This window comes from Nonomuraea dietziae, from assembly GCF_014195505.1.
Taxonomy (GTDB): Bacteria; Actinomycetota; Actinomycetes; order Streptosporangiales; family Streptosporangiaceae; genus Nonomuraea; species Nonomuraea roseola.
Window position 1 is genome coordinate 8,811,269 of record NZ_JACIBV010000001.1, and the last position, 19,560, is coordinate 8,830,828.

General features: G+C 70.4%; 18 protein-coding genes. 12 read left to right on the forward strand and 6 right to left on the reverse strand.

Annotated elements, in window-relative coordinates; all coding sequences use genetic code 11:
* Positions 1-8 precede the first annotated feature (8 nt).
* The 3 genes from dusB (at position 9) to FHR33_RS41900 (ending at position 4,042) form a co-directional block, all read left to right on the forward strand.
* Complete coding sequence (gene dusB / locus FHR33_RS41890) at positions 9-1,118, forward strand: tRNA dihydrouridine synthase DusB (RefSeq protein ID WP_312895983.1); 1,110 nt, start codon at positions 9-11, stop codon at positions 1,116-1,118.
* A gap of 69 nt (positions 1,119-1,187) precedes the next feature.
* A complete protein-coding gene (locus FHR33_RS41895) occupies positions 1,188-3,074 on the forward strand; it encodes a TRAP transporter permease (RefSeq protein ID WP_221241460.1) in 1,887 nt (628 codons plus the stop codon).
* Positions 3,071-4,042 (forward strand): TAXI family TRAP transporter solute-binding subunit, encoded by a 972-nt coding sequence (locus FHR33_RS41900; RefSeq protein ID WP_183659668.1) that lies wholly within the window; start codon positions 3,071-3,073, stop codon positions 4,040-4,042. Before FHR33_RS41895 ends, FHR33_RS41900 begins: the two co-directional genes overlap by 4 nt.
* A gap of 23 nt (positions 4,043-4,065) precedes the next feature.
* Here the strand turns inward: FHR33_RS41900 and FHR33_RS41905 are convergent, their stop codons facing one another.
* The gene (locus FHR33_RS41905; RefSeq protein ID WP_183659669.1) at positions 4,066-4,560 is read right to left on the reverse strand and encodes a DUF2087 domain-containing protein; all 495 of its coding nucleotides are present in this window, start codon (positions 4,558-4,560) and stop codon (positions 4,066-4,068) included.
* 45 nt (positions 4,561-4,605) lie between these two features.
* Here FHR33_RS41905 and FHR33_RS41910 point away from each other — a divergent pair, with 45 nt between their 5' ends.
* Positions 4,606-5,208 (forward strand): hypothetical protein, encoded by a 603-nt coding sequence (locus FHR33_RS41910; RefSeq protein ID WP_183659670.1) that lies wholly within the window; start codon positions 4,606-4,608, stop codon positions 5,206-5,208.
* A 139-nt stretch (positions 5,209-5,347) separates the two neighbouring features.
* Here FHR33_RS41910 and FHR33_RS41915 read toward each other — a convergent pair whose 3' ends face one another.
* A complete protein-coding gene (locus FHR33_RS41915) occupies positions 5,348-7,852 on the reverse strand; it encodes a DEAD/DEAH box helicase (protein WP_183659671.1) in 2,505 nt (834 codons plus the stop codon).
* Between the two features lie 91 nt (positions 7,853-7,943).
* Here FHR33_RS41915 and FHR33_RS41920 point away from each other — a divergent pair, with 91 nt between their 5' ends.
* Positions 7,944-8,978: a DUF4344 domain-containing metallopeptidase gene (locus FHR33_RS41920; protein WP_183659672.1), complete on the forward strand. Its 1,035-nt coding sequence runs from the start codon at positions 7,944-7,946 to the stop codon at positions 8,976-8,978.
* On the opposite strand, the gene FHR33_RS41925 is transcribed toward FHR33_RS41920, so the two are convergent.
* Entirely contained in the window at positions 8,888-10,129 is a 1,242-nt protein-coding gene (locus FHR33_RS41925; protein WP_183659673.1) for an acyltransferase family protein, read from the reverse strand. The two genes, FHR33_RS41920 and FHR33_RS41925, sit on opposite strands and share 91 nt — an antisense overlap.
* Positions 10,130-10,308: 179 nt before the next feature.
* Here FHR33_RS41925 and FHR33_RS41930 point away from each other — a divergent pair, with 179 nt between their 5' ends.
* Positions 10,309-11,556 carry a sensor histidine kinase gene (locus FHR33_RS41930; RefSeq protein ID WP_183659674.1) on the forward strand — a complete coding sequence of 416 codons (1,248 nt, stop codon included), beginning with the start codon at positions 10,309-10,311 and terminating at the stop codon, positions 11,554-11,556.
* Complete coding sequence (locus FHR33_RS41935; protein ID WP_183659675.1) at positions 11,547-12,194, forward strand: response regulator; 648 nt, start codon at positions 11,547-11,549, stop codon at positions 12,192-12,194. Before FHR33_RS41930 ends, FHR33_RS41935 begins: the two co-directional genes overlap by 10 nt.
* A gap of 46 nt (positions 12,195-12,240) precedes the next feature.
* Here the strand turns inward: FHR33_RS41935 and mihF are convergent, their stop codons facing one another.
* From mihF to FHR33_RS41950, 3 genes are all read right to left on the reverse strand, one after another.
* The gene (gene mihF / locus FHR33_RS41940; RefSeq protein WP_183659676.1) at positions 12,241-12,549 is read right to left on the reverse strand and encodes an integration host factor, actinobacterial type; all 309 of its coding nucleotides are present in this window, start codon (positions 12,547-12,549) and stop codon (positions 12,241-12,243) included.
* Between the two features lie 102 nt (positions 12,550-12,651).
* A complete protein-coding gene (locus FHR33_RS41945; protein ID WP_183659677.1) occupies positions 12,652-13,074 on the reverse strand; it encodes a GlcG/HbpS family heme-binding protein in 423 nt (140 codons plus the stop codon).
* Positions 13,075-13,128: 54 nt separating this feature from the next.
* Positions 13,129-14,289 carry an ROK family protein gene (locus FHR33_RS41950; protein WP_183659678.1) on the reverse strand — a complete coding sequence of 387 codons (1,161 nt, stop codon included), beginning with the start codon at positions 14,287-14,289 and terminating at the stop codon, positions 13,129-13,131.
* A 23-nt stretch (positions 14,290-14,312) separates the two neighbouring features.
* Between FHR33_RS41950 and FHR33_RS41955 the strand changes: the two genes are divergently transcribed.
* The 5 genes from FHR33_RS41955 to FHR33_RS41975 all read left to right on the forward strand — a co-directional run bounded on the left by FHR33_RS41955 (position 14,313) and on the right by FHR33_RS41975 (position 19,557).
* Complete coding sequence (locus FHR33_RS41955) at positions 14,313-15,491, forward strand: MFS transporter (protein WP_312895984.1); 1,179 nt, start codon at positions 14,313-14,315, stop codon at positions 15,489-15,491.
* Between the two features lie 28 nt (positions 15,492-15,519).
* Positions 15,520-16,506, forward strand: coding sequence for a phosphotransferase enzyme family protein (locus FHR33_RS41960; RefSeq protein WP_183659679.1), 987 nt, complete (start codon positions 15,520-15,522; stop codon positions 16,504-16,506).
* A gap of 245 nt (positions 16,507-16,751) precedes the next feature.
* Entirely contained in the window at positions 16,752-17,834 is a 1,083-nt protein-coding gene (locus FHR33_RS41965) for a LacI family DNA-binding transcriptional regulator (protein ID WP_183659680.1), read from the forward strand.
* Positions 17,831-18,742 (forward strand): carbohydrate ABC transporter permease, encoded by a 912-nt coding sequence (locus FHR33_RS41970; RefSeq protein WP_183659681.1) that lies wholly within the window; start codon positions 17,831-17,833, stop codon positions 18,740-18,742. The genes FHR33_RS41965 and FHR33_RS41970 overlap by 4 nt, the downstream gene beginning before the upstream one ends.
* On the forward strand, positions 18,739-19,557 hold the full coding sequence (locus FHR33_RS41975) for a carbohydrate ABC transporter permease (protein WP_183659682.1): 819 nt from the start codon (positions 18,739-18,741) through the stop codon (positions 19,555-19,557). Before FHR33_RS41970 ends, FHR33_RS41975 begins: the two co-directional genes overlap by 4 nt.
* Positions 19,558-19,560 lie beyond the last annotated feature (3 nt).

Here is a 19,560-nt window from a genome sequence, read left to right on the forward strand (position 1 = left end):
CTTAACAGGTGAAGATTGGGCCCTTTGAGGTGTGGCCGCCGGTGGTACTCGCGCCCATGGCGGGCATCACGAACGCGCCGTTCAGGGTGCTCTGCCGCGAGCAGGGCGCCGGGCTGTTCGTGTGCGAGATGATCACGACCAGGGCCCTGGTCGAGCGCAACCCCAAGACCATGCGCATGATCCGGTTCGCCGACTCCGAGCGCCCGAGGAGCATCCAGCTCTACGGCGTCGACCCCGACATCGTCGGCAGGGCGGCCAGGATGATCGCCGAAGAGGACCTCGCCGACCACATCGACCTCAACTTCGGCTGCCCGGTGCCCAAGGTGACGCGCAGGGGCGGCGGGTCGGCGCTGCCGTACAAGCGCAACCTGCTGCGGCGCATCCTGCGCGCGGCCGTCGCCAACGCGGGCGCGCTGCCCGTCACGATGAAGATGCGCAAGGGCATCGACGACGACCACCTCACCTACCTCGACGCGGGACGCATCGCGGTGGAGGAGGGCGTGGCGGCCATCGCGCTGCACGGCCGTACGGCCAGGCAGCACTACGGCGGCGTCGCCGACTGGGAGGCGATCAGGCGCCTGAAGGAGGCCGTCACCGAGATCCCCGTGCTCGGCAACGGCGACATCTGGAGCGCCGACGACGCGCTGCGCATGGTGGCCGAGACCGGCTGCGACGGCGTGGTGGTCGGGCGCGGCTGCCTGGGCAGGCCGTGGCTGTTCAGGGATCTGGAGAACGCCTTCAACGGCAGCGACGAGCGGGCCAGGCCCACCCTGGGCGAGGTGGCCGACACGATGGCCAGGCACGCCGAGGGCCTCACCGAGTGCTTCGACATCGAGCGCTACGCCATCGCCGACTTCCGCAAGCACGTCGGCTGGTACCTGAAGGGCTTCACCGTAGGCGCCGACCTGCGGCGCGAGCTGGCGACGGCCGAGTCGCTCGAAGGACTGCGCTCGAGCTTGGCCAAGCTCGAGCGCGACCAGCCGTGGCCGCCCAACACCGACACCCCTCGCGGCAAGTCCGGCGAGCGCGACAGGGTGCACCTGCCCGACGGCTGGCTCGACGATCCCTACGACTGCGTCGTGCCCGAGGACGCCGAGTCCGACATCTCAGGCGGCTGAGCGCCCGGCGTGCCCGCCGGCAGACGATCTCTTGACTTACTGTCGGTTCACGTGGGTAACTTGCCCACCGTGAGCGCCTCTTCCACCGAGGACCTGATCGCCGAATACGACGCCGAACGGCCCGTGCGCAAGCTCGGCGGCCGGGTCTCCGCGCTCGTCACCGTCATCTCGCTCGGCCTGGCCCTCTACGTGCTGTGGTGGACGTTCTTCCCCGGCGCGATCCAGCCGTACAGGATCGGCTTCCTCGCCGTCGTGCTGCCGCTGGTGTTCGTGTGCTTCGGACGCGACAAGGAGCGGCCCTCGGTCCTCGACTGGCTGCTGGCGGCGCTGGCGCTGGCGGCCTGCCTCTATCCGCTCGTCGTCTTCGACGAGTTCATCAGGCGCGCCTTCGACCCGACCACGCTCGACATCGCGGCGGGGCTGGCGATCACCGTGCTGGTGCTCGAGGCGGCGCGCAGGACCGTCGGCTGGATCCTGCCCGCGGTCTGCCTGGCCTTCGTCGCCTACGCCTACTGGGGAGGCTGGATCCCCGTCGGCTGGTCGATCGGGCACAAGGGCTACGACCTCGACCGCATCGTCGTCGCCTTCACCATGGGCACCGAGGGCGTCTACGGCGTGCCGCTCGACGTGGCGGCCACCTACATCATCCTGTTCACCATCTACGGCGCGGTGCTCGACCACTCCGGCGCGGGCAAGTTCTTCGTGGACGTGTCGATGGCCGCCTTCCGCAGGTCGCGCTCCGCCCCCGGCCGTACGGTCACCATGGCCGGCTTCCTGCTCGGCACGGTCAGCGGCTCGGGCGTGGCCACCACGGTGAGCGTCGGCAGCGTGGCCTGGCCGATTCTCAAGCGCGCCGGCTACCCGAGGGAGCAGGGCGGCGGCGTGCTGGCCGCCTCGGGCATCGGCGCGATCCTGTCGCCGCCCACACTGGGCGCTGCGGCGTTCATCATCGCCGAGTACCTCAGGGTCAGCTACCTGCAGGTGCTGCTCTACGCCACGATCCCGACCGTGCTCTACTACCTGGGCATCTTCCTGGCCATCGAGATGGACGCGAGGAAGTACGGCACGCGGGCCGTCCAGGTCGACGCGCCCCGGCTGTGGCCCCTGGTCAGGCGGTTCGGCTACCACTTCAGCTCGCTGTTCGTGATCGTCATCCTGATGGCGATGGGCCAGTCGCCCTTCCGCGCGGTGGTCTACGCGACGTTGCTGGCCTTCGCGCTGTCCTTCCTCGACCGCGAGCACGCGCTCACCCCGCGCAGGGCCGCCGAGGCCCTGGCCGCGGGGGTCAAGGGCGTGCTGCCCGTGGCGGCGACCTGCGCGGCGGCCGGCACGATCGTCGCGGTCGTCACGCTGACGGGGCTCGGCCTGAAGGTCAGCTCGCTCATCGTCGGCCTGTCGGGCGGCAACCTGATCGCCACGGCCGTGATGTGCGCGGTGGCGGTGCTGCTGCTCGGCCTCGCCGTGCCGGTGACCGCGTCGTTCGTCATCGCGGCCGTCATCATCGGGCCCGCGCTGACCAAGCTCGGGGTCAGCTTCCCCGAGGCGTACATGTTCATCTTCTACTACGCGGTGCTGTCGGAGGTGAGCCCGCCGACCGCGCTGTCGGCGTTCGCCGCCTCGGCGCTGACCGGTGGCAACGCCTACCGGACGATGATCGCGACGTGGAAGTACGCCCTGCCCGCCTTCCTGGTGCCCTTCGCGTTCGTGCTGACGCCGGCTGGAGGGGCGCTGCTGGGGCAGGGGACACCCTGGCAGATCGCCTGGACGTTCGCGGCCTCCGCGCTGGCGGTCGTGGTGCTCGCCGTGGCCACCGGCGGGCTCGCGGGCCCTGTCGAGCGGGTGCTGTGCGGGGTGGCCGCGCTGCTGCTGCTGGTCCTGTCGCCGGTGCCGATCGCGATCGGGTCGGGTCTCGCCCTGCTGGCGCTGGCCGTCCATCTAGTGAGGAGACGCACATGAGGGTTCTGTCCATCGTGGTGGCGGCGGCGCTGGCCGCCGCCCTGACCGGCTGCGGCGGCGACCGAGGCGCCGAGAGGGCCGAGCAGAGCACCACCGGAGCGGGGAAGCGGCTGTCGATCGCCACCGGCAACACCACAGGCGTCTACTACATCCTCGGCGGCGGCCTGGCCGACCTGATCTCCAAGCACCTGCCCGGCTACGAGGCCACCGCGGAGGCGACGGGCGCCTCGGTGGAGAACATCCAGCGCGTGGTGAAGGGCGACTCCGACATCGGCTTCTCCCTCGCCGACTCGGCCGCCGACGCCGTGCAGGGCAAGGGCGCCTTCACCTCGCCGCAGCCGATCAGGGCGATCGCCAGGCTCTACAACAACTACACGCAGGTCGTGGCCACCGCCGACTCGGGGATCAAGAGCATCGCCGACCTCAAGGGCAAGCGCGTCTCCACCGGCTCGCCCAACTCGGGCACCGAGGTGATCGCGCTGCGCCTGCTCAAGGCGGCGGGCCTCGACCCCGACAAGGACGTCACCAGGCAGGCGCTCGGCCTGCCCGAGAGCGTCGACGCCATGAAGTCGGGCGGCCTCGACGCGCTCATCTGGTCGGGTGGTCTGCCCACGCCGGGCATCACCGACCTGACCACCAGCCTGAAGGCCGAGGCGGTCTTCGTGCCGCTCGACGACGTGCTGCCCAAGCTCCAGGCCGAGCACGGTCAGGTCTACGCGGCCGGCAGCATCGGCAAGGACGTCTACCAGGCGCCCGCCGACGTGGCCACGATCGTGGTGCCCAACCTGCTGGTGGTCAACGAGTCGATGGACGCCGCGCTGGCCGAGAGCATCACCAAGCTCATCTTCGACCACCACGCCGACCTGGTCGCCGTCTCCAAGGCGGCCTCGGAGATCACCAAGGAGACCGCGGTCAAGACCGATCCCGTGCAGCTGCACGACGGCGCCAAGAAGTACCTCGGCGGCTAGGCGACAGGCGGCGGCCGGGCCCGCTACAGGTCCACGGGGCCGCCGCTGCGCCAGTAGACGTTGGCCTCCCTGGACAGCAGCTCCGACTCGACGAGGTAGCGGCGCAGGGCGGCGTGGTCGTCGTGGAAGGCGCGCAGCAGCACGTTGACGTCCTTCTCGGGGTAGCGGACGCCGGGCTCGAAGACCCTGGAGATGTGGCGCAGCACGACCATCCGCTTCTCCCACCTGGCGGGGATCTCCTTCAGCCGCCCGTCGACGAGGAAGGCCTCCAGCACCCGCTCCTCGCCGGTCAGCCTGCGCGCCGGCGGGGCGGCGGCCTTGAGCAGCTCGCGGAAGCGCTCGGGCCGAGCCCGCCAGCCGCCGTCCTCGTCCCTGACGGCGAGCCCGCCGCGGCCCAGCCGCTCCAGGCACTCCTCACCCTGCTCAGGGGGCTGGCCGAGCACCAGCGAGGCGAACGCCCTGAGCGTGTCGTCCTGGTGGAGGAGCCCGAGGACTCGCCGGATCTCTTCGTCGTTCATACCGCCATTTTGAACCATTCGACGACCTTGAACGTCTGACCCTGCGTGATGACCAACCTCCTGCTCGCCGGGGCGCTCGCGCTCACCGCCACTGCCTCGGCCACCATCCCCCAGGGCTTCCTGCTGTGGGAGAAGGCCGCGGCCACGAAGGACGACAACCCGGAGACCAACTGGGCCGTCAGCGGCCGCACGTCGGCGCGGCTGACCGTGAACCCCTGCGACAAGGCGAAGCTCGCCTCGGCGGGCAGGGTCGCGGCGCGGACGATCGTCTACACCTCCGTGCCCGACTTCCAGAAGTCCGAGCAGGTGATCCTCTTCTCCTCCGCCGACCTCGCCACGCAGGCGATGGCGGGGCTGCGCTCGGCGCTGCGGACGTGCGCCACGGTCAAGTCTCCAGGACCCGACTACCGGTACGTGGGCAAGAAGGCGGCGCTCGGGGACGAAGGGCTCGCGGTGACGGGCCAGAGCTACGACGGGCGCAGGGCGGCGATCGGCGGTGAGCGGGCGATCGTGGCGCGCAGGGGGAACGCCCTGGTGCTCTACTCGCAGGCGGGGGAGTGGGGCAAGCCGGCGGCGAGCGACTTCGCGGCCCAGACCAAGGACGCCAGGACGATGCTGGCGAAGATCTGCTCGATCGCCTCGTGCTGATTGTCACGACCTTGAGACGTGATCATGACACGAACGCGAGGTCTTGACGGCGACCCTTGAGGGAGACGTGTGCCGGAACGTCCTTGCCAGTCCGTTCCGGCACACGTTCACCACCCTCTGAACCCCGCCGACGCCGCAGTCACAGCCGGTTCAGGCCCATGACGTGCAGGACGGCGCGGCCCTCCTCGTCGGAGGCGGCCAGGTCGACCTGCGCGTCGATGCCCCAGTCGCCGTCGCCCGCGGGGTCCTTGACGACCTGCCGCACCTTCCAGAGCTCCTTCTCCTCCGTGATGCGCAGCAGGCCGGGCCCGCGCGCGTCGGCGTCGGTGAGGATCTCCTCGTGCTCGTCGTAGTAGGCGTCGAGCGCGGCGCTCCAGTCGACATCGGGGGCGAGCTCGGCCAGCTCGGCCTCCTTCTCCACGGCGCACAGCTCGACCAGGCGGAACATCGCGTTCCTGACCAGGACCCTGAAGGCGCGGGGATTGCCGGTGACCGGCCTGACCTTGGTCTCCAGCGCCTGCGACTCCTCCAGCGCGCTCTCGGGGTTGCTGAGCTTCTCCCACTCGTCGATCAGCGACGAGTCGACCTGACGCACCAGCTCGCCGAGCCACTCGATGAGGTCGACGAGGTCTTCGGTCTTCAGGTGCTCGGGGATCGTACGGCTCAGCGTGCGGTAGGCGTCGGCCAGGTAGCGCAGCACCGCCCCCTCCGACCTGGACAGGTCGTAGACCTGGATGTACTCGGTGAAGGTCATCGCCCGCTCGTACATGTCGCGCACCACCGACTTGGGGCTGACGGTGTAATCGCCCACCCACGGGTGACCGCGCCTGTAGGTCTCGTAGGCGCCGAGCAGGAGCGTCTCGAGCGGCATCGGGTACATGACCTCCTGCAGCGCCTCCATCCGCTCCTCGTACTCGATGCCGTCGGCCTTCATCTCCGCGACGGCCTCACCCCTGGCCTTCTTGAGCTGGGCGGCGAGCACCTGGCGCGGGTCGTCGAGGATGGACTCCACGATCGAGACCATGTCGAGGGCGTAGCTGGGCGAGCCGGTGTCGAGCAGGTCGAAGGCGGCGAGGGCGAAGGTGGACAGCGCCTGGTTGAGCGCGAAGTCCTCCTGCAGGTCGATGGTGAGCCTCGCCCTCCTGCCCTGCTCGTCGGGCTCGGCCAGCTGCTCGACCACGCCGCCCGCCAGCAGCGAGCGGTAGATCGCGATGGCCTGGCTGATGTGCCGCCGCTGCCACTTGCGGTCCTCGTGGTTGTCGGTCAGCAGGTGCTTCATCGCGGCGAAGCAGTCGCCCGGCCTGTTGATGACGGCCAGCAGCATGGCGTTGCTGACCTTGAAGCGCGAGGCGAGCGGCTCGGGCTCGGCGGTCTGCAGCTTCTCGAAGGTCTCCTCGCTCCAGCCGACGAAGCCCTCCGGCGGCTTCTTGCGGGCGTAGCCGCGGCGGCGCTTGGGATCGTCGCCGATCTTGGCGAGCGCCTTGGCGTTCTCGATGTCGTGCTCGGGGGCCTGGCAGGCGACATAGCCGATCGTGTCGAAGCCCGCGCGGCCCGCCCTGCCCGCGATCTGGTGGAACTCGCGGGCGCGCAGGCGGCGCACCTTGTTGCCGTCGTACTTCGACAGCGCGGTGAACAGTACGGTCCTGATCGGCACGTTGACGCCGACGCCGAGGGTGTCGGTGCCGCAGATGACCTTCAGCAGCCCGGCCTGCGCCAGGCGTTCGACCAGGCGGCGGTACTTCGGCAGCATGCCGGCGTGGTGGACGCCGATGCCGTGGCGCACCAGCCGCGACAGGGCCTTGCCGAACCTGGTGGTGAAGCGGAAGCCGCCGATCATCGCGGCGATGGCCTCCTTCTCGGCCTTGGAGCACATGTTGATGGACATGAGCGCCTGGGCCCGCTCCATGGCGGAGGCCTGGGTGAAGTGCACCACGTAGACGGGGCCCTGCCCGGTGCTGAGCATCTCCTCGAGAGACTCGTGAAGAGGCGTCATCCGGTAGGAGTAGACGAGGGGGACGGGACGCTCGGTGTGCTTGACGACCGAGGTCTCCCTGCCGGTGCGGCGGGTGAGGTCGTCCTTGAACATCGTGACGTCGCCGAGCGTGGCCGACATCAGGACGAACTGCACATTGGGTAGCTCCAGCAGCGGCACCTGCCACGCCCAGCCCCTGTCGGGCTCGGCGTAGAAGTGGAACTCGTCCATGACGACCTGACCGATGTCGGCCGCCGCGCCGTCGCGGAGTGCGACGTTGGCGAGGATCTCGGCGGTGCAGCAGATGATCGGGGCGCCGGGGTTGACGCTGGCGTCGCCCGTCATCATGCCGACGTTCTCGGTGCCGAACAGCGACACCAGGTCGAAGAACTTCTCCGACACCAGCGCCTTGATCGGCGCGGTGTAGAAGGTGCGCTGGTCGCGGGTGAGCGCGGCGAAGTGGGCGCCGGCCGCCACCAGGCTCTTGCCCGACCCCGTCGGGGTGGAGAGGATCAGGTTGTTGCCGGAGACCACCTCGATGAGCGCCTCCTCCTGGGCGGGGTAGAGAGTGAGCCCCCGTTCGGAGTTCCACGCGACGAACGCGTCGAAGATGGCATCGGGATCGGCGTCGATCTCTTCGGGAAGGCGGTCTATGAGGCTCACCCTCTCCATCTTGCCAAGTTCAGCGGGCAACCGGTTAACGAGATCTTGTCAAGGGACACCCGGTGGACAGCCCAACGTAACGATTTGATTCCATGGTGTGATGAGACCTCGACCGCTCGTGGCCGTCGTGCTGGCCGTCGTGCTCGCCGGGTGTGGAACCACGCAGCCCACGCGGGAGACCCCGGTCACCCCCACCGTCACGACCGCCGCGCCCGCCACGCCCACGCCGACGCCCACGCCCAGTGCGACGGGCACGTTCGCGTTCGTCCCCTCGTACGAGACGCCGCGGGACAAGGCGCTGCTCCCGACGGAGAAGAAGATGCGGCAGAACCATCTGGTCGAGGGGTGGGCCGAGGCGGCCAACGACGGGTTCGTCCCGCCGCAGAACATCCCGGTGATCGCCAAACAGTGCGACACGGTCAACGCCTTCTACGACGAGGAGGAGCGGACGATCACCATGTGCTACGAGATGGCCGACTACCTGGCGGAGCTGTTCGCCAAGCCGGCGGAGGGGGAGGAGAAGCCGACCGCGCAGGAGGTCGGCGAGCACGTGGTGGGCGCGCTCAACGGCATCTACTTCCACGAGCTCGGGCACGCCCTGATCGACCTCTACGACCTGCCGACCACGGGCAAGGAGGAGGACGCCGTCGACCAGCTGTCGGCGCTGGTGCTCATCACCGAGGCCGAGGACGACAAGGACTACGGCTCCATCATCAGCACGATCGAGGCGTGGGGCAGGATGTCGAAGGAGACGGAGACGGGGCCGCTGGAACAGGGCGACTTCGCCGACGACCACTCGCTGAGCGGTCAGCGCTACTACAACGTCATGTGCTATCTGTACGGCTCGAACCACAACGCCTTCCTGCCCCTGGTCGCCGACGGCTCCCTGCCGGTGGACAGGGCGATGCGCTGCGAGCAGGAGTACGCCAAGATGGCCAGGGCCTGGGCCACCCTCCTCGGGCCGCACCTGCGAGAGGAGCCGCCGTCCCTCACCCCCTCGGCGGTGCCCACCTCCACCCCCTCGGCGAGGCCCCCCGGTGAGGCTCAGAGCCGGGCGCGGGGAGCGGTGAGCAGCAGGCCGCCCGCGATGGCCAGCGTCGACAGGACGGGCGCGCCCCCCGGCGCGAAGCCGTAGACGGTCAGGCCCAGCAGACCGCCGCCCACCAGCGCCGCCGCCGCCAGCGACGTGCCCCACGTGGCCCTGCCGTACGGCAGGGCGGGCGGCTCCTCGAATCGCGCGAAGCCGCGCAGCAGCGGCCAGAGCACCAGGCAGAGCGCGCCGAACCACACCGGCCAGCCGAGCAGCCAGCCCACGCTCCCCGGCGAGGGGGTGTCGGCGCCCAGCGCCACGACCACCACGCCGGTCACCGCGAACAGCGCCGGCATGTGCCAGAGGTAGACGGTCATCATCCTCGGCCCCGCCCACGCCACCAGCCGGTCGGTGCGCAGCCGGGTGATCCACGGCCGCAGCAGCGTGGCGAGACCCACCTGGCCGAGGGCGACGGCCAGCATGGCGAGCGTGGGCGGCGCCATGTTCGACATCTCGGCCCCCGGCAGGCCGATCATGCTGCCCGGGTAGGGGCCGAAGGCCACAAGGAGGGCCGCCGCGCCGTACCCCGCCACGGCCAGCAGCCCCGGGCGCGTGATGCGGCGGTCGGCGTAGAGGAAGCCGAGCTGGTGGACGGCGAGCCAGACGAACAGGATGTTGAGGTAGCCGATCGCGTCGAGGCCCGAGGTGAACCTGACCAGGTCGGTGACGACCGCGCCGCCGGCAAGGGCCAGGGGGGCGAGCAGGCCGTACCTGTCGTGGAGCCTCAGCATCAGCGGTGTCGCGGTGACGGCGATCACGTAGACGGCGAGGAACCACAGCAGCTGACCGGTCAGCCGCGAGCCCACCTCGAGCGGCTGCTCGGGCACCCCGAGCGTGGCCAGCACCTGAGGGAAGGGGATCCACACCGCCGCCAGCGGCAGCACGGGCCAGGCCAGCCGCCGCAGCCGTACCGCCAGCCACGCGGGCGCCGTGCCGTGGGCGCGGCGGAAGCTGATCGCGTTGGCCGCGCCGCCGGCGAAGAACACCAGGGGCATGACCTGACTGATCCAGGTGATCACCCACACGCCCGGCGTGGACAGCGCGTTGCCCGTGGTCAGGCGGACACCGTCGTAGGCCAGTACGGGGATCGTCCAGTGCTGGAACACCACCAGGGCCATCCCGGCGATCCTCAGGACGTCGATGAAGGTGTCCCTGGTCTTGACCGGTGTCGCCGGCCGTTCGAGCAGGACGGTCATGAGGGCCTCGATTCGGAAGGTGATGCCCCAAGGCTTCCGTCTCGCGGCCGCGCGCACAGTGACGCCGTCCGCCCTCTTCACGTCAAGATCGCACTACCGGGGATGGTAGGGCTGGCCCTACCCCCTGACGCCTGCCCGCAGGGTCGAGTCCACACCTGCGAGACTCGTAGCGTGATGCCATGCGCTCCCTGACGAGGCGTGTCCTGCTGGACACCCGCTACCTCCTGGTCGGCTTCCCCGCGGCCGTCATCGCCTTCATCCTGCTCGTGACGGGTTTCGCGGCCGGGCTCGGCACCGTGGTGGTGTGGCTCGGCGTGCCGATCCTGAGCGGCACGCTGCTCATCGCGAGGGGCTTCGCCGACGTGGAGCGCGGCTGGCTGTCCGACGTGCTCAACCGCCCCGCCGTACGGCCCCGCTACAAGGGCGCTCCCGAGGGCGCGGGACGCTTCCGCCGCTTCGTGCACCCGCTGACCATCGGCCAGTCGTGGCTGGACCTGCTGCACGGGATCGTCAACTTCCCCGTCGCCGTCGTGACCTTCGTGGTGACCGTGGTGTTCTGGGCGATCACGATCGCCGGCCTCACCTCTCCGCTGTGGGTCGCGTTCACCTCGCAGATCCCCGGCAACATGGAGCTGCCCGAGCTCCTCGGCCTGGGCGACACCTATCTGATCAACGCCACCTTCTACCTCGCCATCGGCCTGCTCGGGCTGCTGCTCCTGCCGATCATGGTCAGGGGAGCCGCGCTGCTGCGCTCGGGCCTCGGCAGGGCGCTGCTGACCACCGTGGCCGAGCTGCAGGAGCGCATCGACGACCTGGCCCAGGGCCGCGCCGCCGCGGTCTCGGCCGAGGCCGACGCGCTGCGCAGGCTGGAGCGCGACATCCACGACGGTCCCCAGCAGCGCCTGGTCTCCCTCGCGATGGAGCTCTCCCGCGCCCAGCGGCAGCTGAGGAAGGACCCCGCCGCCGCGCACGACACGATCGCCGAGGCCATCGCCGCCACCCGCGAGACGCTCGACGAGCTGCGCGCGCTCTCGCGCGGCATCGCCCCTCCGATCCTGGCCGACCGCGGGCTGCCGTCCGCGCTGGCCGCGCTGGCGGGCCGCTGCACCGTCCCCGTCGAGCTCGACGTGCAGATCGCCGAGCGCTACACCGCCGCGGTGGAGAACACGGTCTACTACGTGGTGGCCGAGTCGCTGACCAACATCGCCAAGCACAGCCGCGCCACGACCTGCTCGGTCCAGCTCAGCCGTACGGGGAACGTGCTCATGCTGACGATCGGGGATGATGGTGTCGGCGGCGCACACGTCGCCAAGGGACACGGTCTGGCCGGGCTGGCCGACCGGCTGCGCGCGGTCGACGGCGAGCTGGTCGTGAACTCACCCATGGGCGGGCCGACAGTGATCGTGGCGGAGGTGCCGTGCGGGTAGTCGTGGCCGATGACGCGGTCCTGATCAGGGAAGGCCTGATCAGGCTGCTGGAGGAGTTCGGCTGCGAGGTGGTGGCGGCGGTCGGCGACGGCGACGCGCTCGTCGAAGCCGTGGCCTCGTTGAAGCCGGACGTGTCGGTGGTCGACGTGCGGATGCCGCCGTCCTTCACCGACGAGGGCCTGCGCGCCGCCGTGACGGCGCGCGGCAGGGTGCCGGGGGCGCCGGTGCTGATCCTGTCGCAGTACGTGGAGGTCTCCTACGCCGACGACCTGCTCGCCGACGCCCGTGGCGCGGTCGGCTACCTGCTGAAGGACAGGGTCGTCGATGTCGAGGAGTTCATGGAGGGGCTGCGGCGCGTCGCCTCCGGCGGCACGGTCTTCGATCCGCAGGTGGTGGCCCAGCTCATGGTGCGCAGGCGCAAGGATGATCCGCTGGCCCAGCTGACCCCGCGCGAACGGGAGGTGCTGGAGCTGATGGCCGAGGGGAAGTCGAATCCCGCCATCGGCAGGCAGCTCGTGGTGAGCGACGGCGCGGTGGAGAAGCACATCCGCAGCATCTTCTCCAAGCTCGGCCTCTACGCCGACGACGGTGACCAGCACCGCAGGGTGCTGGCCGTACTCGCCTACCTGCGAAGCTGAGGCGCTGAGGCGCGCGGCCGGTCCGCGAGGACCGGCCGCGAGGGGATCAAGCCCCGAGCGCGTCCACCAGCTTCTTGCGCTGCTGGGCGCCCAGGCCGCCGAGACGGCGCTTCTCGTCGACGCCCGCCTCCTCCATGAGCGCGGTGGCCTTGGCCGGGCCGACGCCCTTGACGGCGCGGAGCGCCTGCGACACCTTGATCTTCTTGGCGATGTCGTCGTCACGCTCCAGCAGGTCGGCGAAGGTCAGCTCGCCGGCCTTGACCTTGGCGAGCAGTGCGGTGCGGGCGGCGCGGGCCTCGGCGGCCTTCTCCAGCGCCGCCTTGCGCTGCTCCGGGGTCAGAGTGGGAAGTGCCATCTCAATCTCTCCTCGGGGAGTAATGCTTCGGGACTTTGTTACCCGTGGTGTCGCGGCTAATCATGGCGGATGCCAGCGGCTTGTGTTGCGGAAAGCCGCCGCTCAACCGGTGCGCCAGACGGAAGCGGCCGCCTCGGCGCACGCGACGTCCTGTGCGACGGTGCCTCCGCTGACCCCCACACCGCCGACCACGCGTTCTCCCTCACCGTAGCCCGCCCACAAGGGGATGCCACCTCCGAAGCACACGAAGCGGTCGCCCGCGAGGCCGTAGAGCTCCCCTCCTGGAGCGGCCAGCGGGGCCAGGTCGGCGGTCGTCATGCGGTGGGCCACCGAGGTGTAGGCCTTGCCGGGAGCCAGGACGGGACCTGCGATCTCGGCTCCTTCCATGCGCTGGAAGGTCACCAGGTGTCCACCTGCGTCGACGACCGCGACAGAGACGAGCGCGCCCTCTCTGGCCGCCTGCCTGATCGCGGCCTCGCACATGCGAAGCGCGATCTCCAACCCCACCGCGTCCCGAAATTTCATGAACTCATGGGTATCGTCCGAAGTGTCCCCGTTGCAAGATCATCGTGGTTTCTGTCACATTTCGTTCTTCGGGCGTGTCGCACGCCAGAATTCGACCCCCTCGCGGGTCAGGAAGGCGTCAAACACCGACTCCATCGCCCCGACGAGGGGGCCTCTGTCGCCCAGCGCCGAGGGCAGGATCGGCGGAGGACGATCTCTGCGCATCGCCATGAGCGCGCCGTGGCAGGCTCGCTGGAGCGTGTCGCCGGTCAGCGCGACGCCGAGCCCGGACAGCGTGACGGCCGCGGGGTCGAGGGCGTTGATCAGAGCGCCGATGCCCTTGCCGAGAGCTCCTGCGTTGCTCTCGACGGCCTTGACGGCCTCGGGCTCCCCTCCTGCCGCGGCCTCGATGATGCGCTCGGCCTCGTGACGGCCCCGCCCTCGCCCCGCGGGCAGGCCCAGGTGGCGCAGGAGCGCGTTGCGGCCCACCGCGAGGCTCAGGCACCCTCGCGCGCCGCAGGGGCAGGGGTCGTCGCCGCCGGTGAGAGGCATGTGGCCGAACTCGCCCGCCGTACCGCCCGCCCCTGTCAGCGGGGTGCCGCCGATCAGCAGCGTGCCGCCGGGATCGAAGTCGACGTGCAGGTGCAGGCCCACGCTGACCCCTCGCAGATGGCCCCTGCGCGCCTCGGCCAGTCCCGCGAGCCTGGCGTCGTTGCCGATCCGCAGCGGGACGCCGCCCAGGTCGAGCGCCTCGGCCACGGGGACCTCGCGCCAGCCCAGGTGTGAGATGTCCAGCAGGCCGTCCTCGCGCACGGGACCGGAGGCCGACAGGCCCACGCCGACCACGCGCGGCCCCAGATGCGCCCGCAGAGCCGCGCCCAGGTCGTTCAGCGCGGCGGGCGTGCCGTCGTGCCCGCTGGCGGCCAGGACGGTCGACCCGCCGCCCAGCTCGCACGCGGCGATCGTCCAGGAGTCCTCGCGCAGGTCGGCGGCGAGGGCGAGAGGGCCGCGCGGATGCGGGCCGGGGATCTGCGTCGGGCGGCCCCTGGCGTGCTCCCCGGCCGGCTTCTCCTGGAGCAGTTCGTCCTCGACCAGCCCTGCCACCAGCACCGAGGTCGTGCCGCGAGCCAGTTCGAGATCGCGCGTCAGCTGCGAACGCGTACGGCTGGCGCCGCCGTCGTGGACCTCGCGCAGCAGTCGCAGCCTGTTGAGCGCCCGCAGGTCTCCCACATCCATGGAAGACAGTTTATGCTCTAGCCGTGAACAAAAGAGCGCGTATCGGTGTATTCGGCTTCTTCTTCCTCAACGGCTTCGTCATGGGCATGTGGGCCGCGGGACTGCCGGGCCTCAACGAGCGGCTCGACCTCGGGCCCGCCAAGCTCGGCGTCGCGCTGCTGCTCGTCTCCTTCGGAGCGCTGGTGTCGATGCTGGTCGCCGGGCCCCTCGTGGACCGGTGGACGAGCCGCAGGGTGTGCTGGATCGCGGGGCCCGCGTCGGGTGTGGTGCTGCTCGGCCCCGCGCTGGCGCCGAACTACGCGACGCTGTGCGTCATGGCCGTCGTGTTCGGACTGGGGCTCGGCTGCGTCGAGGTGGCGATGAACGTCCACTCGGTCGAGGTGGAACACGCCTACGGCAGGCCGATCATCTCGGCCTTCCACGGCACGTGGAGCCTGGGCGGCGCGTGCGCGGGCGCGCTGACCGCCCTCGGGCTGCGGCTGGGAGCCGACGGGCAGGTCCTGCTGGTGGTGGCGGCGGTGACGGTCCCGTTGCTGTTCCTGCCCGCCGCGCGGCTGCTGCTGCCCGGAAGGCCCGCCGCCGCGTCGGAGCAGGGCTCGGGCGGCGGTGGCATGGGGGCGATGAAGTGGGGGCTCGTCGCGCTCCTCGGCGTGGTCGCCTTCGCGGGGCACCTGAGCGAGGGCGCGGCGATCGACTGGGCCGCCCTGCACGCGCGGTTGGTGCTCGACGCCGATCCCGCGGCGGCGCCGCTGGCGTACACGGTCTTCGCCGTGGCGATGACCTCGATCAGGCTGCTCGGCGACCCGATCAGGGCGCGCCTTGGAGCCGTCAGGACGATCCAGCTGGCGGGCGGGTTCGCGACGGTGGGCTATCTGCTGGTGCTCCTCGTGCCGAACATCGTCGGGGCCTGGATCGGGTGGGCGCTCGCGGGCGTCGGCCTGGCCACCGTCGTGCCCGTGGTGTTCAGCGCGGTGGGGGCGGCGGGCGGCTCCGTCGGCAGGGCGCTGTCGGTGGTGACCGCCTTCGGGTATTCGGGGCTGCTGGTGGGGCCCGCGGTGCTGGGGTTCGTGGCCGACAGCGCCTCGCTGCCGGTGGCGCTGATCATCCCCGCGGTGATGGCGGCCGTGGTCGGCCTGACAGGCACCCCCGCGATCCGCGCGATCACCACCGCCGCCCCCGAGAAGGTCCCGGTCTCGTCCTGACCGCCGCGGGTCACGGGACAATGGGCCGGTGGAGCTACATGATCTGTCCGCAGGCGGCGGCGTCCTCGACCAGGTGGGCGACGCGGCGCGCGCGGCCCTTGCCCGTTACGCCGTCTCGCAGGCCGCCACCGTCACCCTGATCAATGTCTCGGAGAACGCGACGTTCCTGGTGGACGACTCCGGCACGGGGCGGCGGTCGATCCTTCGGGTGCACAGGCTCGGCTACCACTCGGCGGAGGCGATCGACTCGGAGCTGGCCTGGCTGACGGCCCTGCGCGCGCAGGCGGGCGTCAGGACCCCGGAAGTGATCCCCGCGAGGGACGGAGCAGGGGTCGTCCACGTCGCGGGCCGGCACGCGGTGATGTTCGAGTTCCTGCCAGGTGTCGAACCCCCCGAAGAGCGCCTGGTCGACGGCTTCAAGCAGCTCGGCGCGGTCACCGCCCGCATGCACAGGCACGCCAGGCGGTGGCGGCGGCCGCCCGGCTTCACCCGGTTCGCCTGGGACTGGGACGCGGCCTTCGGCAGGCAGGCGCGCTGGGGACGCTGGCAGGACGGCGTGGGCGTCGACGCGGAGGCCATAGCGCTGCTGGGGCGGCTCGAGAGCCGCCTGCGCGAGCGTATCGGGCGCTACGGCGAGGGGCCGGAGCGCTTCGGGCTGATCCACGCCGACATGCGCCTGGCCAACCTGCTGGACGACGGCGGACCCGAACCGAGCGTGATCGACTTCGACGACTGCGGGTTCGGCTGGCACGTCTACGACCTCGCCGCGGCGCTGAGCTTCATCGAGCACGAGCCGGTGGTGCCCGAGCTGATCGACTCCTGGCTGGACGGCTACCGCGGCGAGGAGCCGTTCGGACGGGAGGACGAACGGGAGATCTGGACGTTCATCCTGTTCAGGCGGTTGCTGCTGACGGCGTGGATCGGATCGCACCAGGGCGTGGAGATCGCCAGGGAGCTCGGCGCCGGCTACACCCTGGGCACCTGCGACCTCGCCGAGCGCTACCTCACCCGCTGACCCCCGGTCCGCCTCGTCGCACCCGCCGGCCTGTGGCAGCGTCAGGCGCGCGTGGGGGTCAGACCTCCTCTGAAGATCACCCACGGTGACGTGATGGCGTTCGTTTCGGCGCGAGCAGGGCTCTGACCTGGAGTTATGTGATCGTGACTTGACCGCCACGTTACGTGCATGTTTCATGTGGCCAGCACCGTAAACGTTTACAGCGAAAGTGCTGTAAACGTTTTCATCCGAGTGGGGGGACTGCCTTGGCCGAAGGACCCACGATCAACACGATCGCAGAGCGGGCCGGGGTGTCCATCGCCTCCGTCTCGCGGGTGCTCAACGGCCTGCCCACCAGGCAGGAGACCGTGCGCAAGGTGCTGGCCGCCGCCGAGGAGCTCGGCTACGTGCGCAACGCCGTCGCCAGGAGCCTCAAGTCGCGCCGTACCCACCAGGTGGCCTTCGCCATGGCCGACATCGGCAACCCCGTCTATCTGGCCATGGTCAGGCAGATCCAGCCGGTGCTCAAGGCGGCCGGATACCGGCTGGTGCTCCACTCCACCGACGCCATCGTCGCCGACGAGATCGACGTGCTGCACAGCCTCGGGGAGCGCTACGTCGACGGGCTGATCATGAGCCCGCTGCGCGTCACGAACGAGCACCTCAAGATGATCGCGACCGCGCGGGCGCCCGTCGTGATCATCGGTTCGGTGCCGGAGGGCACGCGGGTCGACAACGTCAGGGCAGACTCCCGCACAGGTGTCAGGCTGGCCATCGACCACCTGTACGAGCTGGGCCGCCGCCGCATCGGTTTCGTCAACGGCCCGCTCGACACCGTGCCGGGCGCCGCCCGAGCCGCCGCCTACGGCGAGGCGCTGAAGGAGCGGGGCCTGCCGTACGACGAGGAGATCGTCGAGGTGGGCGACTTCTACCGGGCCGAGGGAGCGCGCGCGGCTCGCGCGCTGCTTGACCGGGCGCCCGGCGTGGACGCGCTGATGTGCGCCAACGACCTGATCGCGCTGGGCGCGCTCGACGTGCTGCGCGCGGCGGGCCTTCGAGTCCCCGAGGACGTGGCCGTGGTCGGCATGGACGACACCGACCTGGCCGCCGCCTCGTGGCCGTCCCTGACGAGCGTGTCGCTCGGCTCGGCCGAGCGCGGCAAGGCCGCGGCCGAGCTGCTGCTCGACCGGCTCAACGACATGGACAGCCAGCCGCGCGTGGTCACGGTCGCCCCCCGGCTGGTGATCAGGGCCTCCACGGCGGGCGAAGCCGCGGTCCTCGGCGTCCGCGGCGAAACCTCGGGCGAAACCGTGAACATCCCACTCCAGTCGAAGGGAGGCACGCCATGACGGCGGTCGCGACCAGACCCCCGCGGACCTCTCCGCACAAGCGCCGCAAGCCCCGCTCGCGGCAGGGCCGCGAGACCCTGCTGCTGATGCTCCCGGCGCTGGTGCCGGTCCTGCTGTTCAGCGTCGGCCCACTGCTGTACGGCATCGGCCTGGCCTTCACCGACGCGCGCGCCGGCCGCAACGCGGTCTACGAGTTCGTGGGCCCCCAGAACTTCATCGACCTGCTGTCCGACGCCGACTTCTGGGCCTCCTTCAGGATCGGCCTGATCTGGGCGGTCTCGGTCACGGGCCTGCAGTTCCTGCTCTCGCTCGGCCTCGCGATCCTGCTGAACCAGAACCTGCGGTTCAGAGGGGTGGCCAGGGTGCTCGCCGTCGTGCCGTGGGCGATGCCGCCCGTGGTGATCGGCCTGATGTGGCGCCTGGTCTACCACCCCGACGCGGGCATCCTCAACAGCATGCTCGGCACCGACATCGACTGGCTCGCCGACTTCTCGCTGGCGCTGCCCGCCGTCATCGTGATGGGCATCTGGAGCGGCATGCCGCAGACCACCGTGGTCCTGCTGGCCGGGCTCCAGGGCGTGCCGAAGGAGCTGTACGAGGCGGTCGAGGTCGACGGCGCGGGCACCTGGCGCAGGTTCTGGAACATCACGCTGCCGCAGCTGCGCCCCGTGATCGTGGCCATCACCTCGCTCGACTTCGTGTGGAACATCAACCAGTTCAGCCTCGTCTACGTGCTGACCCAGGGCGGCCCCGGCGGCCAGACGCGGCTGCCGATGCTCTTCGCCTACGAGCAGGCCTTCCGCTACGGCTTCTTCGGCTACGCGGCGGCCCTCGGAGTGGCGACCATGATCGTCGTGCTGGCGGTGCTCGGCATCTATCTCTGGCGGCAGATGAGGGAGGCGTCATGAAGCAGATCCCGAAGTACGCGGCGCTGCTGGCCTACATGATCTTCCTGGTGTTCCCGCTGGTCTGGCTGGTCTCGACGGCGTTCAAGACGCCGCAGGAGATGGCCAACCTGAACCCCTCGTGGATCCCGCGCGAGCCGACCCTGAGCAACTTCGAGGCCGCCTTCACCGAGCAGGACCTGGTGGGCGCGGGCGTGCGCAGCCTCATCGTGGCGCTGTGCAGCGCGGTGCTCACCGTGGTCGTCGCCCTGCCCGCCGCCTACGCCATCGCGCGCCACCGCAGCCTGGTCAGCAAGATCGCGGTCGGGTGGGTGCTGGTCAGCCAGGTCTTCCCGTTCATCCTGATCATCATCCCGCTCTTCATGGTGCTGCGGAACCTCGATCTGGTGAGCACGCTGCCCGGTCTGATCATCGTGCACGTGACCTTCACGCTGCCGTTCGCCCTGTGGATGCTGCAGGGCTACGTGCGGGCGGTGCCTCCTGAGCTGGAGGAGGCCGCCTCCGTCGACGGCGCGGGACGCGTGCGCTCGATCGTGAGCGTGGTGGCGCCGCTGCTGGCCCCCGGCGTGGTGGCCACCTTGTTGTTCTCGTTCATCTCCTCGTGGAACGAGTTCCTCTTCGCGCTCGTGGTCCTGAAGGACCCCGACGTGATGACACTGCCGCTCACTCTGGTCCGCTTCACCGGGCCCGAGGGAGTGTCCAGGCTGGGTCCGCTGGCCGCCGCGTCGGTCGTGGCGACGATCCCCAGCCTGATCTTCTTCGCAATCATCCAGCGACGGCTGAGGTCCGGCCTCATGGCCGGAGCGGTCAAGGGCTAGGAG

What these genes read in the sequence shown, in the direction of transcription:
- FHR33_RS41900 (WP_183659668.1), top strand. Translation starts at nt 3,071, where the DNA reads ATGAGGGTTCTGTCCATCGTGGTGGCGGCGGCGCTGGCCGCCGCCCTG.
- FHR33_RS41905 (WP_183659669.1), bottom strand. Translation starts at nt 4,560, where the DNA reads ATGAACGACGAAGAGATCCGGCGAGTCCTCGGGCTCCTCCACCAGGAC.
- FHR33_RS41915 (WP_183659671.1), bottom strand. Translation starts at nt 7,852, where the DNA reads ATGGAGAGGGTGAGCCTCATAGACCGCCTTCCCGAAGAGATCGACGCC.
- FHR33_RS41920 (WP_183659672.1), top strand. Translation starts at nt 7,944, where the DNA reads ATGAGACCTCGACCGCTCGTGGCCGTCGTGCTGGCCGTCGTGCTCGCC.
- FHR33_RS41925 (WP_183659673.1), bottom strand. Translation starts at nt 10,129, where the DNA reads ATGACCGTCCTGCTCGAACGGCCGGCGACACCGGTCAAGACCAGGGAC.
- FHR33_RS41930 (WP_183659674.1), top strand. Translation starts at nt 10,309, where the DNA reads ATGCGCTCCCTGACGAGGCGTGTCCTGCTGGACACCCGCTACCTCCTG.
- mihF (WP_183659676.1), bottom strand. Translation starts at nt 12,549, where the DNA reads ATGGCACTTCCCACTCTGACCCCGGAGCAGCGCAAGGCGGCGCTGGAG.
- FHR33_RS41945 (WP_183659677.1), bottom strand. Translation starts at nt 13,074, where the DNA reads ATGAAATTTCGGGACGCGGTGGGGTTGGAGATCGCGCTTCGCATGTGC.
- FHR33_RS41950 (WP_183659678.1), bottom strand. Translation starts at nt 14,289, where the DNA reads ATGGATGTGGGAGACCTGCGGGCGCTCAACAGGCTGCGACTGCTGCGC.
- FHR33_RS41970 (WP_183659681.1), top strand. Translation starts at nt 17,831, where the DNA reads ATGACGGCGGTCGCGACCAGACCCCCGCGGACCTCTCCGCACAAGCGC.
- FHR33_RS41975 (WP_183659682.1), top strand. Translation starts at nt 18,739, where the DNA reads ATGAAGCAGATCCCGAAGTACGCGGCGCTGCTGGCCTACATGATCTTC.